Genomic DNA, 14,380 nt, shown 5'->3' with positions numbered 1-14,380 from the left:
ATGCAGACGACATTCACCCCGGAACAGTTGAAAGATCCCGCGATCCAGCGGTCGAACGAAATCCTGCGCAGTTGCGTGCATTGCGGGTTCTGCACGGCGACCTGCCCGACCTACCAGGTGCTGGGCGACGAGTTGGACAGCCCGCGGGGACGCATCTATCTGATCAAGGACATGCTGGAGAATGATCGGGTACCGGATGCGCGCACCGTCAAACACATCGATCGATGCCTGTCGTGTCTGGCCTGCATGACCACCTGCCCCTCGGGCGTGCATTACATGCATCTGGTGGATCACGCGCGCGAATACATCGAAGCCCGTTACAGGCGTCCGCTTGCGGATCGCGTCTTGCGTTGGATGCTGGCGCGTATTCTGCCCTATCCGACGCGGTTTCGGCTGACGCTTTTGGGGGCCAAGATCGGCAGACCGTTCCGGTTCCTGATGCCGGATGCGCGGCTGCGCGCCATGCTGGACATGGCGCCCAAGCACATCCCCCCGGTCAGCCGCAACGACGACCCACAGAGCTTTGCGCCCGTCGGTCAACGAAAGAAGCGCGTGGCGCTGATGACGGGCTGTGCACAAAAGGCGCTGAACACCGACATAAACGACGCCACGATCCGGCTGCTGACGCGGCTCGGATGCGAGGTCGTGGTGGCCGAAGGCGCGGGGTGTTGCGGGGCGCTGACGCATCACATGGGCAAGACCGACGAAAGCCATCGCACGGCGGCGCGGAACATCCGGGCCTGGGCGCGCGAGATGGACGGGCAGGGGCTGGATGCGATCGTGATCAACACCTCCGGCTGCGGCACCACGGTCAAGGACTATGGCCACATGTTCCGAAACGAACCGCAGGCCGAGGATGCCAAGCGCGTGTCCGCGATCGCCATGGACATAAGCGAACTGCTGATGCAGCTCGACATCCCGGACGGGGCCGACCAGGAGTTGACGGTGGCCTATCACGCGGCCTGTTCGCTCCAGCACGGGCAAAAGATCAAGACGTTTCCCAAGGATCTGCTGAAAAAGGCGGGGTTCAAGGTGGTCGAGCCGGCAGACAGCCATTTGTGCTGCGGCAGCGCCGGCACCTACAACATCATGCAGCCCGAGATTTCGGCAAACCTGAAGGCGCGCAAGGTGCGGACGCTGGAGGCGAAGACGCCGGACCTGATCGCGGCGGGCAATATCGGGTGCATGATCCAGATCGGCTCGGGCACCGATCTTCCGGTGGTGCATACCGTCGAACTGCTCGACTGGGCGACGGGAGGGCCAAAGCCGCCGGCGTTGGACGGCGCCCAGGGTGTCCCGGTTCTGCGATAGGAGCGCGCAAACACTGATGCAGCCGCGCACCACTCCGGCCCGGTATGGGTCGCGCCCTATTTTTGCCCCAGCTTGCGGGTATCAATCTGGCTCGGACATGAGGGCCGGAGGAGCGGGTGCGGGTCTGGATCAAAACCATTCTTGTGATGTTGCTGCCCATTGCGGCGGCGGCGCAGGATTCGGGCCTTCAAAGCCTCGACACATCGGATGCCGGCCGGGACTGGCTGGCTGTCGGTCGGCTGGACATCGACGGCACCGGGTTCTGTACCGGTTCGCTGATCGGGCCGTCACTGGTTCTGACCGCGGCGCATTGCCTGTTCGACAAGGAAACGCGTGAACGCATCGACCCCGGTCGGATCGAGTTTCTCGCGGGGTGGCGGCGCGGGCGGGCGTCGGCCTATCGCGCCGTGCGTCAGGCGGTGATCCATCCCGCCTATCGGTTCGGAGACGAGTCATCGACCAATCGGGTGCGACACGATCTTGCGTTGATCGAACTGTCGCAGCCGATTCGCAACACGACGGTCATACCGTTCGAGACCGGCCAGCGTCCTGCGCGCGGCGAGGACGTGGGCATCGTTTCCTATGCACGGGACCGGGCCGAAGCGCCATCGCTGCAGGAAGTGTGTTCCGTGATGGCGCGGCAGAACGGGGTTCTGGTCATGTCCTGCGATGTGGATTTCGGATCCTCCGGCGCGCCGATCTTTTCCTTTGCGCAAGGGCGTCCCCGTATCGTTTCGGTGGTGTCCGCCAAGGCCGAGTTGCACGGTCAGCGGGTCGCTCTGGGCACGTCGCTGGAGGAATCCCTGGAGCTTCTGCAGGCTGAGCTGTCTGCCGGAAACGGCTTTGGACAGGCGCCGGTGCAAGGCGCGAACCGGGTAACTGTCGGCACCGCGCGCCACCAGACCGGCGCCAAGTTCATCAAGCCATGATCCGTTTGTGTCTGACCGCTTTGCTGACCTGCGTTCTCTGCACGCAAGCGTTTGCGCAAAGTGGAGGTCTGCGCCGGCTGACCGACCGCGAAGACCTGCTGGGCTGGGAGGCGGTTGGGCGCCTCGATCTGGGCGATTCCGGGTTCTGCACGGGCACCCTGATCGCGCCCGACCTTGTGCTGACTGCCGCCCATTGTGCGCTGGACCGGCGAACGGGTGAGCCGTTCCGGCCCGGACAGGTGACGTTTCGGGCCGGTCTGCGCGACGGCACCTCCATTGCCGATCGCAAGGTCATACAGATCGCCGCACATCCGGATTTCGTGGTCAATGCCCCCGTGTCCGCCGAACGTGTCCGGGTGGATGTGGCGCTGATGCGGCTCGAGGAGCCGATTACCGTCGCGCAGGCCAATGCGTTTGCCCTGCACAGCGGCAACATCGACGGGTCCGAGGTCAGCGTCGCCTCGTACGGCAAGGGGCGGGCCGATGCGATTTCGCGGCAACGCTCTTGCAACATTCTGCAACGGGGCCAAGGTTTGATCGCCTTCGACTGCAATATCACCTTCGGGTCGTCGGGGTCGGCCATTCTGGCCAGATCGGGCGCCAAGTGGCGAATTCTGTCGCTGGTATCCGCCGGCGGCAGGATCAATGGCCGGACCGTCGGTTTCGGCATGGAGTTGCCGCGGGTGGTGTCCGAGCTCAAGCGTATTCTGCGCCGGGACGCCCCGAAACCCCAGGCCGAGATCCGCCGCCTGCAGGTCGGATCGGGCAAATCCGGCACCGGCGCTAAGTTCGTCCGCTCCGGCGGGTCTTGAACTCGCCCCACGGGATTCCCATTTTTCCGGTACCGGATCGCCAAATCGGGGTCCGGGACATCGTGAACGCCCGTCCGAATGGAGGGCAAACTCGTAAATCGCTCTGAAGATGAGGATGACGACTATGCGTACTTTTGATTTTGCACCCCTGCACCGTGCAACCATCGGTTTCGACCAGATCGCGGACCTGATGGATCGAGTGATGACCAGCGACGTGGCTCAACCCAGCTACCCGCCGTACAACATCGAAAAGACCGATGCCGATGCCTATCGCATCTCGGTCGCCGTCGCCGGTTTTTCGGAAGACGATCTATCGGTCGAGGTCAAGGAAAACGCTCTGGTCGTGGCCGGCAGGAAGGCCGAAGACGACAAAGAGCGGACCTATCTGCACCGTGGTATCGCCACCCGCGCGTTCGAGCGCCGCTTTACCTTGGCCGATCATGTCCGCGTGACGGGCGCCAGCCTTGAAAACGGCATGCTGCACATCGACCTGAAGCGCGAAGTGCCCGAGGCTCTGAAGCCGCGCCGGATCGAGATCGCGTCCGCGAAGGCCATCGAGAAGGACGTGGTTGACGCCAAGGCCGTGAACTGAGGGCCCGCAGCGATGCGAAAGTCCGACTGCCGGACCCAAGTGCGATAATCATTCCATCCCTCGGTTATCGCGCCGCCCCGTGTTCCTCCAGACACGGGGCGGATTTTGTTTTGCGGTGCCGCCAGCGAAGCCACGGTCCTCCAGATGGAGCCGGGCAACAGGCCGGGGCGCTAAATCGCGGGTCTGCTTCCCAACCCGAATCCAAGCCGGTATTCTCGTGTTCAAAGCCCGGCAAGCATACCGGGCCACCGAAACAGCCGTGCGGAGACAACCGCACGGGATCGAGGAGGGCATGTCGCATGCGGTTCGGACAGAACCAAGGAACGGTGAACCGGTTTGCTGGCCGCTTGTCACCTGGCGCTCGTCGGAACCGGATCGGTGTGGGGTTGTCCCGATGAACCTCGTCGCCCAAGACAGCCCGCCATTGCCGACCCGCAAGGCGCGGATCGCCGATCCGCTGATTTCGGTCGTCGTGCCATGCTATGCCGAAGGCGATACGGTCGCGCTGTTCGTGCAGGCCGTGGACGCCGCGCTTTCCGGTCAGCGCCTGGAGTATGTCTTTGTCAATGACGGCAGTCCTGACGATACCCTGATCCGGCTGCTGGAACTCAGCGCGGACGACCCTCGCATCGTGATCCTGAATCTCAGCCGGAACTTCGGCAAGGAGGCGGCCATGACCGCCGGAATCGACGCCGCGCAGGGGGATGTGGTGGTTCCCATGGATGCCGATCTCCAGGATCCGCCGGAACTCATCAACCAGTTCCTCGACCGCTGGCGCGAAGGATATGATGTCGTCTACGGCATCCGCGAGGATCGCAGCGCCGATACGCGCACGAAACGGGTGACAGCCGAGGCGTTCTACAAGTATTTCAACCGGATAGCGCAAACCGAAATCCCCCCCAACGTGGGCGATTTCCGCCTGATGGACCGCGTGGTGGTCGAGGCCGTGCGCCGCCTGCCGGAGCGTACGCGCTTCATGAAAGGGCTGTTCACCTGGGTGGGGTTTCCGGCGGTCGGGGTGCCCTATGCCCGCAGGGAGCGCGCGGCCGGGCAGTCGAAGTTCAACTACTGGCGGCTCTGGAACTTTGCCCTGGAGGGGTTCGTGAGCTTTTCCACGATGCCCTTGCGTGTCTGGACCTATATCGGGCTGCTGGTCGCGGCCACGTCGACGATCTATGCCGGGGTCATCGTGATCCGCACGCTGGCCTTCGGGCGCGACGTGCCGGGCTATGCCTCGATCATGACGGCGTTGCTGTTTCTTGGGGGGGTGCAGCTCATTTCGCTGGGCGTTATCGGCGAGTATCTGTCGCGTCTGTTTCTGGAGACCAAGCAAAGACCGCTTTATGTCCTGCAGGGCGTCTATCGGGAAGGCCGCAGCGTTGAAGACCAGAAATAGCATCGCCGAAATCCTGACCGCCCTGCGTTTCGGGATCGTCGGGCTCGGTGCGACGGCGGTGCATCTCGTTGTGTCGCAGATGGCCTTTGCCATGTGGACGATCTCGCCGCAGGGGGCCAACGTGATCGGCTTTGCGGTGGCGCTGGTGGCCGGGTTCCTCGGTCATCACCACTTCACGTTCGGGCGTGCCGCGCCATTCTGGCGGTCGTTCCGTCGCTATGCGCTGATCGCCCTGATCGGGTTTCTGGGCAACAACGTGATCCTGTTCAGCCTGGTCGCCAGCGGTTTCGTCGGCCCGCGACTGGCCCTGACCATCGCCATTCTGGCGATTCCGCTGGGCACCTTTCTGGCGAGCCGGTTTTGGGGCTTTGCCGGGGCCCACCCGAGGAACGGTGCCTCCGGCGACCGATGAACCACGCCTGCGGCGCCGTGCGGTCGCTTGTTCGTGTGGCGTATGTCGATCGGTTTCCGGTGATCTGGTGGAGCCTAGGGGATTCGAACCCCTGACCTCTTGCATGCCATGCAAGCGCTCTCCCAACTGAGCTAAGGCCCCATCCGGTGCCGCCTCGGCGGTGGACGGACGTTTATGCAAGGCCGGTGCCGAGTGCAAGCCCAAAGTACCGGCTCGGGTCAAAAATCTTTGTGCCCGAAGCATGTGCCGGCCCGGCCTTCCGGAACGGCGGCGCGGGGCAGGACCGCGCCGTAAGAGGTGTCAGGAATCGTCGTCGGACGATACGTCGGTAATGTCGTCGAGCGACACGTTGTCGTCGTCATCATCTTCGAGCAGATCGTCGTCGAGATCGACATCGACCGAATCGTCGTCATCCAGCACCAGGTCGTCATCAGAGACCGACTCGCGCGCCTTGACCGAGGCCGCGTCTTCTGCGTCTGCGGCGATCATGCGGCTTTTGCCGGTTTCCAGTTCCACGACCTCGCCGGTATAGGGGCTGACGATCGGATCCTTGTTCAGGTCGTAAAACCGCTTGCCGGTGGTCGGGCAAACACGTTTTACACCCCATTCTTCCTTGGGCATGTGAAATCCCCTTGATATCTGGTGAGTCGTATTGACGATTCCGAGCACCTGCCACAAGCGGTGGGGACTGTCAAAGCCTTTGCGCGGAAGGGGGCGCTTCGTGGGACGACATGCTTTGCCGGGGCATCCTCCGGTGCCTCTGACCCTGCGCCGATCAGCCCGCGCACGGCGGATCAGCCTGCGGATTTCCCAACTGGACGGACGGGTTACGCTGACGCTTCCCAAGGGTGTCGCCGAAGACGAGGCGCTGGATTTCGCGCGCACCAAGTCGGATTGGATTCGGCGGCACCTGGAGCAACGCCCGGTAGACGTGCCGGTGGGGTTCGGTCGCCAGATCCCGATCGAAGGCCATGCGCGGCGAATCGTTCGCGCGTCCGGCCGGAGGGTCGAGTTGCGCCGGGACGAGATCGCGGTTCCCGACGGGGCGGAATCGCGCCGGTTGCTTCGGTTTCTCAAGGAACTGGCGCGGGACCGCCTGACCGGGGCCTGCGACGACTATTCCGCGATGATCGGGCGGCCTTATGCGCGGCTGACGTTGCGCGACACGCGGTCCCGGTGGGGATCGTGCACCTCGAACGGTGGGCTCATGTTCTCCTGGCGTCTTGTTCTCGCGCCGCCGGACGTCCTGCATTACGTCGCGGCTCATGAAGTCGCGCATCTGGTGGAGATGAACCATTCAGCCGCCTTCTGGGCGCAGGTGGAACGGGTTTTCGGGCCGTATGAGGCGCCGCGGCGGTGGCTCAAGACCCACGGCGCGGACCTGCACCGCTACCGGTTCGATGCCGATGCGCGTTGACCTTGCGCGTATTTGTGATCACATAGGCTGATGCTGAGCGCGCGCCCGACCGATACCCACGCCGCCACCCATGATCGGGTCTACCGGACATTGCGAGCCCGAATCATGCACGGCGAGATCCCGCCGGGCCACGCCCTGACCCTGCGCGGAATCGGCAAGGAATTCGGGGTTTCCATGACGCCGGCGCGTGAAGCCATCCGCCGATTGGCGGCCGAAGGCGCTTTGTTTCTGTCCGCGTCCGGCCGGGTCTCGACGCCCGAGCTCACCAATGACCGGATCGAGGAACTGGCGGCTTTGCGTGCGCTTCTGGAAGTCGAACTGGCCAGCCGTGCCTTGCCGCGCGCGCACATGGCGCTGATCGACAGGCTGCAAAGCATCAACATGGCCGTGGCGGAAATGGTCACGAAGCGTGACGCGGTGGGATACATCCGGTCCAATCTGGAGTTCCACCGGACGCTCTATCTGCGGGCGCAGGCGCCGGCGATGCTGGCCATGGCCGAGACCGTCTGGCTGCAGCTGGGTCCGACCATGCGGGCGCTCTACGGCCGATTGCGCCGGACCGAGCCGCCGCATTATCACAAACTTATCATAGCGGCGCTGAGGGCCGGGGACGAACCGGGATTGCGCCTGGCGGTGCGATCCGACGTGACTCAGGGGTTGCGGCTGCTCGTGACCTGACGCCGCGCGGAGTATGCGGCGCGAAACTTCAGGCCAATCGAGGTTTGGACGCGATCTGGCTGACATAGGACATGTAGCCAAAGAACTTGTCCGCCTCGCGCCGCGCGCGGGCTTCGGCCTTGAGCGCAGCGGCGGTTTCTGCAAACAACAGGCCGGTTTCGGCCATCCGGTCGGCGCCTCGGTCAATGACCGTCATGAAATAACTGGCTTCGCCTTCGGCCACGTATCCATGTCCGCGCCGGCGACCGAGTTCGAAACCGGCCTTCGTCAGCAGGTCGCCGATCTGGCGCATGATCCACAGGTTCGTGACGTTCTGGTTGATCATGAAGCGCACGATCTGATCCAACGGGTCGAAATCGCCGATCTGAGCGGTTGCGGTATCATAGTCTCCGTCGCAAATGGCCAGCACACCGCCGGGTTTCAAGATGCGAAAGGCTTCCTCAATGGCCTCCTGCGGCCCGGGAACATGGCACAGCAGCGTGTGCATCAGCACCAGATCCACCGAGTCGTTCTCCAGGCCGGTCTGCTTGGCGTCCCCGATGTCGAATCTCAGCGCGGCCTCCGACGCGAACTGCGCCCGTGCGCGCTCGACCATGACCGGCGAGGGTTCGATGCCGAGCGCAGTGTCCGCGCCGGCGATGGACAGGAGATCAAGGGTGACATGACCGGTGCCTGAACCCAGCTCGACGGCGAATGCCTGCGGTGGAAGATTGAGATCGCCCAGATACGCTTGGCGGATGGCGACCTGCGCCGGGTCCAGGCAACGCGCCTCCATCGCGTCGGCAATCGCCAACTGGATACCGTGATTCTGCGCGGCGAGATTGGAATACGGATCTGCCATGATGCCCCCAGAGCCAAAAGATTTGCCGCTTCATTGTCGCTCAATTCCGTGAATTCGCCAAACTTCTGCACCGGGCTTGCTCGCGTGGACCGTTGTTGCCGCGCCGAGCGGGCTGACGACAGGGCTTGGAAGCCGTTTCGATCTGAGACAATATCCGGGGATCAATCGGGGAGGATGATCATGACAGGACTTACTCGGCGGGGTGCTCTGGGCACCATGGGCGGTGCGGCGGCGGCGCTTGCGATTGGCGCGCCGGCGTTGGCCAACACAAAACTGACCGTCGGCGCGCTGCGCTTCACCAGCCACGCGCCGTCCTTCGTCGCCTTCGAGCGCGGCTACTTTGCCGAGGAGGGGCTGGATGTCGAATTCCGGTTCTTCGAGGCGGCGCAGCCCATGGCGGTGGCGATTGCCAGCGGCGACGCGGACTATGCAGTGACGGCCATCTCGGGCGGTCTGGTCAGCCTGGCCGAGAAGGGCGCGGCCAAGGTCATCGGCGGCGCATTGAGCGAGGAACAGGGTATCGACGGCCAGATGATCCTGGCCTCGAACGCGGCCTTCGAGGCGGGTCTGACAAGCCCCGCCGCTCTGGACGGCAAGAGCTTTGCCGTGACGCAGCCGGGATCGTCCTTTCACTACATGGGGTCCAAGATCGCGGCGGCCGAGGGCGTGTCGGTCAAGTTCACGCCGCTGCAGAAGGTCGGAGCAATCATCGGCGCGATGAAGTCGGGACAGGTGGATGCCTGGTCGATCGTGCCGCATATCGCCAAGGCGCTGGCCGGTGGCGGCGCGGTCCAGGTGATCGGCAACGTGGCCGACTACATTCCGGATTACCAGGTCACCACCGTCTTCACCTCGGCCGACAACGCCGCGAACGAACGGGCACAGACCGAGGCCTTCCTGCGCGCCTTTTCGCGAGGGGCCGACGATTTCAACGCGGCGCTCGTCGACCGGACGGCCGGGGACGAGGCGGCCGAGGAGATGGTCACGCTGATCCACAAATATGTCTACACGGACCGGCCCTATGAAAAGGCGGCGCCGTCGATCCGGAACGGGGCGATGCGGATCAATCCGGGCGCGGCGTTGAACATGGGCTCGGTCGAGGATCAGCTGTCCTGGTTCAAGTCCGAAGGACTGATCAAGGAAGAGATCACCAGCGAAGTTCTGGTCGATCCCTCCTATGTGTAAATGATCTGAGCGGATCGGGCGGGGCGACCCGCCCGAATTTCTTCATGGAACTGTCGATCCGGAACCTGACGCACCGGTATGGCGACATGCTGGTGCTGGACGATATCTCGCTGGACATCCCGGCGGGTGAAATCCTCTGCATCGTCGGCCCGTCGGGCTGCGGCAAGTCCACCTTGCTGCGCATGATCGGCGGGCTGGAGCAGCCGGATCGCGGGCGGATCGTGCAGGTGGGGCAATCACCGCAAGGCTGTCTCAACCCGCTGACCTTCGTGTTTCAGGACTTTGCCCTTCTGCCCTGGCGCAGCGTTGCCGGGAACGTCTCGCTGGTCTTGGAGGATCATCGCCTGCCATCCGCCGAGGTCGAAGGCATTATCGCGGACGTTTTGGACCGCACCAAGCTGTCGGATTTCCGCGACGCCTTTCCCCGGCAGCTTTCGGGCGGGATGAAACAGCGGGTGGCGATTGCGCGGGCGCTGGCGGTGAACCCGGCGGTGCTGCTGCTGGACGAGCCGCTGTCGGCGCTTGATGCGCAGACGCGCGAGTTGCTGATGGAGGATCTGGTGTCGCTGTGGGCAAGGCAGCCCTTTACCGCCGTCTACGTCACCCACAATCTGGCCGAGGCCGTACGGCTTGGCCATCGCATCGCGGTTTTGTCGCGCCGCCCGGGTCGGGTGCGCGAGGTGGTGCCGGTCACGGTGCCGCTGGCCGAACGGAGCCCCGGCGATCCGGCCCTCGAACAAATCCAGAAACGGCTTTGGGACATGATGCGCGAAGAAGCTCTGGCCGCCGACCAGGAACTTGCGCATGTCTGAGACCTCGCGCCTCGTTCCCTTTCGCGGTGGCGGCTTTGCGCCGGTGGCCAAACGCGGGACCGGCATTCTGGTCTTTGTCGTTCTGCTGGCGGTGATCGAGTGGGGAACCCGCGCGGGCTGGATTTCCAACCTGACGCTGCCGCGCCCGTCGGATGTGGCGGCGACTCTGGTCGATCTGGCCCGTTCCGGCATGATGTGGACCCATCTCGGGCCATCGATCGCTCGGTTGCTGGTCGGCTCCGCCATGGGAATATCGGCGGGCATCGCCGTGGGCGTGATGATCGGGCTTTTTTCCTATGTCCGCGCCGGGTTGGTTCCACTTGTCGCCGCGATCTTTCCGATCCCCAAGATCGCTCTCTTGCCGCTTTTCGTGATCTGGTTCGGCATCGACGAGGGGTCGAAATATGCCCTGATCGCGCTGGGCACCTTCACGCCGACGGTCGTCGCAACCTTCGGCGCGGTGGACAACGTGGACCGCAACCTCATCCGCATGGGGCAGAGTTTCGGACTGCGATGGGGAAGCATCGTGCGCAAGATCGTATTGCCGGGCGCGCTGCCCGGAATTCTGTCGGGGCTTCGGGTGTCGCTCGCCATCGGTATCATCCTGCTGGTCGCGGCCGAGATGCTGGGTGCTGAACACGGAGTAGGCGCCTACATCCTTCAGGCCGGCGCGCTGTACGACCTTGAGCGGCTGTTTGCCGGCGTGGTGATCCTGTCCGCCTTGGGCGTTCTGACCAGCTGGGCCATCGGCCGGCTGGAAAAACGCCTGCTGGCATGGCGCGGCTGATCCCTGTAACCTGCGGCCGAGGCAAATCACGAGAGCAGGACCGGCCATGATCAATCGACGGATGTTCACACTCGGCGCCGGCGCGGCGCTGGTTTCCGCCTGTTCGGGCGGCGGACCCGCCACGCGGTCACAGACGACACCGATGCAGGCGGTGCCGAACGCCGGCTGGGATGCCTGGGTGGCGAGTTTCAAGAACCGGGCCTCAGGGCAGGGTATTTCGCAGGGAACGATCGACCGCGCCTTTCAGGGTGCGGGGTATCTGCCGGGCGTGATCGAGCGGGACCGGAATCAAACGGAATTCAAGCGTTCGCTGGAGGACTATCTGGCCATCGCGGCCTCGGACGAGCGGATCAGCACCGGCAAGCAGATGCTGAACCGCCACAATGCGGTCCTGTCCCGGATCGAGGCGCAATACGGCGTGGACAAGGAAGTCGTCGTCGCCATCTGGGGGCTGGAAAGCCGCTATGGCGCGCGGCGCGGCGACGTGCCGGTGATCTCGGCGCTTTCGACGCTGGCCTATGACGGGCGGCGCGGCGCGTTTTTCGAAAGCCAGCTGGTGGCGGCGCTGAAGATCATCCAGAACGGCGACACCACGCCGGACCGGATGACCGGGAGCTGGGCCGGGGCGATGGGCCACACCCAGTTCATACCCACATCGTATCTCGCCTACGCAGTGGATTTCACCGGCGACGGCCGCCGCGACATCTGGTCGGAGGATCCGACCGACGCCCTGGCCTCGGCCGCCGCATATCTGGCCCGGTCGGGCTGGGTCCGCGGTCAGCCCTGGGGGGGCGAGGTGGGATCGCCCGCAGCGCGCGCCGGCACTCCGGTCGCCGTCCTGCAGCCGCAGGTGCCGGGGCCGAAGATCGCGGTCTTCCGCAACTTCCAGGTTCTCAAGCGCTACAACAATTCGGACAGCTATGCCATCGGCGTCGGCCATCTGTCGGACAGAATCGCCGGAGGGGCGCCGTTCCAGGCTTCCTTCGGACCGGACGATGCCGGTCTGACGCTGGCCGACCGCAAGGAACTGCAGCGGCGGCTGACCGAGGCCGGATTCGACACGCAGGGCGCGGACGGGGTAATCGGGACCAACTCGACCGCCGCGATCAGCGACTATCAACGCGCCAAAGGCCTGCCGGTGACGGGCCAGCCGTCGCTGGAACTGCTTCGGATGTTGCGTCGGTCGTAGCGGTGTCGGAGGGGGCTCCGCCCCCGAGCGGCCACCAGGGTGGCCGGCCTCCCCCGGAGTATTTCGGGCAAGATGAAGGGGCGCGGCCGCGCCCCGGTCAGGCGGCCAGTCCTTTGGAGCCGATATCCAGGAACTTCTGGCGGCGGTCCTTGACCAGTGCCTCAGGCGTCATGCCATCGAGATCCTTGAGCATCGCGGCGATCGCCTTGCTGACGGACTTGATGGTGGCGTCGCTGTCGCGATGCGCCCCGCCCTTGGGCTCGGGAATGATCCGGTCGATCACGCCCAGCTTGTGCAGATCCTGCGCCGTCAGGCGCAGCGCCTCGGCGGCCTCGCGCATCTTTTCGGCATCCTTCCACAGGATCGAGGCGCACCCCTCGGGCGAAATCACCGAATAGACCGAATGCTCCAGCATCGCCACGCGGTTGGCGCTGGCAAAGGCGACGGCGCCGCCGGAACCGCCCTCGCCGATGATGACCGAGACCAGCGGCACGCCGATCTTGAGGCACATTTCGGTCGAGCGCGCGATGGCCTCGGACTGACCGCGCTCCTCGGCCCCCTTGCCGGGATAGGCGCCCGCAGTGTCGATCAGCGTGATGACCGGCAGGCCGAACCGGCCCGCCATGTCCATCAGGCGTACGGCCTTGCGGTATCCTTCGGGACGGGCCATGCCGAAATTCCGTTCGATCCGCGATCTGGTGTCGCTGCCCTTTTCGTGACCGATCACCATGACCGGCCGGTCATCGAACCGCGCGAGCCCGCCCATCACCGCCAGGTCGTCGGCGAAGTTCCGGTCCCCGGCCAGCGGCGTGAACTCGGTGAACATCGCTTCGATGTAGTCCTTGCAATGCGGCCGTTCGGGGTGCCGGGCCACCTGGCATTTCCGCCACGGGGTCAGATCCTTGTAGAGCTCGTCCAGCAGCTTGGCCGCCTTGGCGTCCAGCGCCGCCGCCTCGTCGGACACGTCCATTTCCTCGCTGGCCCGGGCCAGCGCCCGCAGTTCCTCGGCCTTGCCTTCGATTTCGGCCAGCGGTTTCTCGAAATCCAGATACTGGGTCATGGCGCCTCTCAAAGCGGTATTCCGGCGTTATATGACCTGAGGTCGCCCAAGATGCAACTCAGCAAGATTTGTGGATACGGGTTGTGCGATCACAGTCGGGCGAAGGACGAAAGGGAAGACGACCATGCCGACCTGCTATGAGGACCGCATCCTGCGCGTGCTGACGCACATCCACGACAATCCCGCGGCGGATCTGTCGCTGGACAACCTGGCGGATGTCGCGGCGATGTCGCGGTTCCATTGGCACCGCGTGTTCCGTGCCTTGACCGGTGAAACCTGCGCTCAGGCGGTGCGCCGCCTGCGGCTGCATCGGGCCGCGGACTGGCTGGTTCAAACGGACAGGCCGGTCGCGAAGATCGCGGCCGAGGTCGGCTATCCCAACCTCAAGTCCTTTGCGCGGGCCTTTTCCGAAGCCTACGGCAAAAGCCCCGCCGCTTTTCGCAAGTCGGGGCAATTCACGCCCTCCAAACCACAGTTCAGAACAGGAGAATATCCCATGCATCCCGTCACCACCCGCACCGAACCCGGCCGTCGTCTGATCGGTCTGCCGCACAAGGGCGCCTATTCCGAGATCGGCAAGAGTTTCGAGGCGTTCAGCGTCATCTGTGAATCCCGGAACCTGTGGCCTCGGATCGGCGCGATGGTCTCGATCTCTTACGACAATCCCGAGGACGTGCCCGAGGCCGAATTGCGCAGCTTTGCGGGAGGCGAGTATCGCGGCGATGATGTTCCGGACGGTCTGGAAGCAGAGATGATCCCCGGCGGCAAGACAGCGGTCTTGACCTACAAGGGTCCGTATTCGGGCATTCCGGTAGCCTATCAGAGCCTGTTCGGCAACTGGCTGCCACAGTCGGGCGAGGAACCGGCGGACCGTCCGTGTTACGACATCTATCTCAACGACCCGCGTGACACCGCGCCCGAGGATCTGATAACCGAAATCTGCCTGCCTCTGAAGTGAC

16 protein-coding genes and 1 tRNA gene are annotated in these 14,380 nt (G+C 64.4%); 13 read left to right on the top strand and 4 right to left on the bottom strand.

The window, feature by feature from the left end:
- The 6 genes from glcF (at position 1) to AC2FNJ_RS06920 (ending at position 5,452) form a co-directional block, all read left to right on the top strand.
- Positions 1-1,311, top strand: a complete 1,311-nt coding sequence (gene glcF, locus AC2FNJ_RS06945) for a glycolate oxidase subunit GlcF (protein WP_496763482.1) — start codon at positions 1-3, stop codon at positions 1,309-1,311.
- A 116-nt stretch (positions 1,312-1,427) separates the two neighbouring features.
- Positions 1,428-2,240, top strand: a complete 813-nt coding sequence (locus tag AC2FNJ_RS06940) for a trypsin-like serine peptidase (protein ID WP_496763480.1) — start codon at positions 1,428-1,430, stop codon at positions 2,238-2,240.
- Positions 2,237-3,052 (top strand): trypsin-like serine peptidase, encoded by an 816-nt coding sequence (locus AC2FNJ_RS06935; protein WP_496763479.1) that lies wholly within the window; start codon positions 2,237-2,239, stop codon positions 3,050-3,052. The genes AC2FNJ_RS06940 and AC2FNJ_RS06935 overlap by 4 nt, the downstream gene beginning before the upstream one ends.
- A gap of 124 nt (positions 3,053-3,176) precedes the next feature.
- Complete coding sequence (locus AC2FNJ_RS06930) at positions 3,177-3,644, top strand: Hsp20 family protein (protein WP_496763477.1); 468 nt, start codon at positions 3,177-3,179, stop codon at positions 3,642-3,644.
- A 394-nt stretch (positions 3,645-4,038) separates the two neighbouring features.
- The gene (locus AC2FNJ_RS06925; RefSeq protein WP_496763476.1) at positions 4,039-5,040 is read left to right on the top strand and encodes a glycosyltransferase family 2 protein; all 1,002 of its coding nucleotides are present in this window, start codon (positions 4,039-4,041) and stop codon (positions 5,038-5,040) included.
- On the top strand, positions 5,024-5,452 hold the full coding sequence (locus AC2FNJ_RS06920; RefSeq protein ID WP_496763475.1) for a GtrA family protein: 429 nt from the start codon (positions 5,024-5,026) through the stop codon (positions 5,450-5,452). Before AC2FNJ_RS06925 ends, AC2FNJ_RS06920 begins: the two co-directional genes overlap by 17 nt.
- 65 nt (positions 5,453-5,517) lie before the next feature.
- On the opposite strand, the gene AC2FNJ_RS06915 is transcribed toward AC2FNJ_RS06920, so the two are convergent.
- Together AC2FNJ_RS06915 and AC2FNJ_RS06910 are read right to left on the bottom strand one after the other, a co-directional pair.
- Positions 5,518-5,593, bottom strand: a tRNA-Ala gene (locus tag AC2FNJ_RS06915).
- A gap of 159 nt (positions 5,594-5,752) precedes the next feature.
- Positions 5,753-6,073, bottom strand: coding sequence for a TIGR02300 family protein (locus AC2FNJ_RS06910; protein WP_496763473.1), 321 nt, complete (start codon positions 6,071-6,073; stop codon positions 5,753-5,755).
- Positions 6,074-6,173: 100 nt separating this feature from the next.
- On the opposite strand from AC2FNJ_RS06910, the gene AC2FNJ_RS06905 reads away from it, so the two are divergent.
- A complete protein-coding gene (locus AC2FNJ_RS06905; RefSeq protein WP_496763472.1) occupies positions 6,174-6,869 on the top strand; it encodes a M48 family metallopeptidase in 696 nt (231 codons plus the stop codon).
- Between the two features lie 30 nt (positions 6,870-6,899).
- The gene (locus AC2FNJ_RS06900) at positions 6,900-7,547 is read left to right on the top strand and encodes a GntR family transcriptional regulator (protein ID WP_496763470.1); all 648 of its coding nucleotides are present in this window, start codon (positions 6,900-6,902) and stop codon (positions 7,545-7,547) included.
- A gap of 28 nt (positions 7,548-7,575) precedes the next feature.
- On the opposite strand, the gene AC2FNJ_RS06895 is transcribed toward AC2FNJ_RS06900, so the two are convergent.
- The gene (locus AC2FNJ_RS06895; RefSeq protein WP_496763469.1) at positions 7,576-8,388 is read right to left on the bottom strand and encodes a class I SAM-dependent methyltransferase; all 813 of its coding nucleotides are present in this window, start codon (positions 8,386-8,388) and stop codon (positions 7,576-7,578) included.
- A gap of 180 nt (positions 8,389-8,568) precedes the next feature.
- On the opposite strand from AC2FNJ_RS06895, the gene AC2FNJ_RS06890 reads away from it, so the two are divergent.
- Genes AC2FNJ_RS06890 through AC2FNJ_RS06875 form a run of 4 tightly spaced genes read left to right on the top strand, consistent with a single transcriptional unit; the run spans position 8,569 to position 12,361 of the window.
- Positions 8,569-9,573 (top strand): ABC transporter substrate-binding protein, encoded by a 1,005-nt coding sequence (locus AC2FNJ_RS06890; RefSeq protein ID WP_496763468.1) that lies wholly within the window; start codon positions 8,569-8,571, stop codon positions 9,571-9,573.
- A 44-nt stretch (positions 9,574-9,617) separates the two neighbouring features.
- Complete coding sequence (locus AC2FNJ_RS06885; RefSeq protein WP_496763466.1) at positions 9,618-10,385, top strand: ABC transporter ATP-binding protein; 768 nt, start codon at positions 9,618-9,620, stop codon at positions 10,383-10,385.
- A complete protein-coding gene (locus AC2FNJ_RS06880; RefSeq protein ID WP_496763465.1) occupies positions 10,378-11,172 on the top strand; it encodes an ABC transporter permease in 795 nt (264 codons plus the stop codon). Before AC2FNJ_RS06885 ends, AC2FNJ_RS06880 begins: the two co-directional genes overlap by 8 nt.
- 46 nt (positions 11,173-11,218) lie before the next feature.
- Positions 11,219-12,361 (top strand): lytic murein transglycosylase, encoded by a 1,143-nt coding sequence (locus AC2FNJ_RS06875; RefSeq protein ID WP_496763463.1) that lies wholly within the window; start codon positions 11,219-11,221, stop codon positions 12,359-12,361.
- A 97-nt stretch (positions 12,362-12,458) separates the two neighbouring features.
- Here AC2FNJ_RS06875 and AC2FNJ_RS06870 read toward each other — a convergent pair whose 3' ends face one another.
- A complete protein-coding gene (locus tag AC2FNJ_RS06870; RefSeq protein ID WP_496763461.1) occupies positions 12,459-13,421 on the bottom strand; it encodes an acetyl-CoA carboxylase carboxyltransferase subunit alpha in 963 nt (320 codons plus the stop codon).
- 124 nt (positions 13,422-13,545) lie between these two features.
- On the opposite strand from AC2FNJ_RS06870, the gene AC2FNJ_RS06865 reads away from it, so the two are divergent.
- Positions 13,546-14,379, top strand: coding sequence for an AraC family transcriptional regulator (locus AC2FNJ_RS06865; RefSeq protein WP_496763460.1), 834 nt, complete (start codon positions 13,546-13,548; stop codon positions 14,377-14,379).
- Position 14,380: the final 1 nt, after the last annotated feature.

The sequence above is a fragment of the Ruegeria sp. BHSB196 genome (assembly GCF_059613135.1).
This window is presented reverse-complemented; position numbering and strand designations above follow the sequence as displayed.

Coding starts and splice junctions, on each gene's coding strand:
- AC2FNJ_RS06870 (WP_496763461.1), bottom strand. CDS start 13,421: ATGACCCAGTATCTGGATTTCGAGAAACCGCTGGCCGAAATCGAAGGC.
- glcF (WP_496763482.1), top strand. CDS start 1: ATGCAGACGACATTCACCCCGGAACAGTTGAAAGATCCCGCGATCCAG.
- AC2FNJ_RS06885 (WP_496763466.1), top strand. CDS start 9,618: ATGGAACTGTCGATCCGGAACCTGACGCACCGGTATGGCGACATGCTG.
- AC2FNJ_RS06865 (WP_496763460.1), top strand. CDS start 13,546: ATGCCGACCTGCTATGAGGACCGCATCCTGCGCGTGCTGACGCACATC.
- AC2FNJ_RS06900 (WP_496763470.1), top strand. CDS start 6,900: ATGCTGAGCGCGCGCCCGACCGATACCCACGCCGCCACCCATGATCGG.
- AC2FNJ_RS06895 (WP_496763469.1), bottom strand. CDS start 8,388: ATGGCAGATCCGTATTCCAATCTCGCCGCGCAGAATCACGGTATCCAG.
- AC2FNJ_RS06880 (WP_496763465.1), top strand. CDS start 10,378: ATGTCTGAGACCTCGCGCCTCGTTCCCTTTCGCGGTGGCGGCTTTGCG.
- AC2FNJ_RS06875 (WP_496763463.1), top strand. CDS start 11,219: ATGATCAATCGACGGATGTTCACACTCGGCGCCGGCGCGGCGCTGGTT.
- AC2FNJ_RS06910 (WP_496763473.1), bottom strand. CDS start 6,073: ATGCCCAAGGAAGAATGGGGTGTAAAACGTGTTTGCCCGACCACCGGC.
- AC2FNJ_RS06935 (WP_496763479.1), top strand. CDS start 2,237: ATGATCCGTTTGTGTCTGACCGCTTTGCTGACCTGCGTTCTCTGCACG.
- AC2FNJ_RS06890 (WP_496763468.1), top strand. CDS start 8,569: ATGACAGGACTTACTCGGCGGGGTGCTCTGGGCACCATGGGCGGTGCG.
- AC2FNJ_RS06930 (WP_496763477.1), top strand. CDS start 3,177: ATGCGTACTTTTGATTTTGCACCCCTGCACCGTGCAACCATCGGTTTC.
- AC2FNJ_RS06925 (WP_496763476.1), top strand. CDS start 4,039: ATGAACCTCGTCGCCCAAGACAGCCCGCCATTGCCGACCCGCAAGGCG.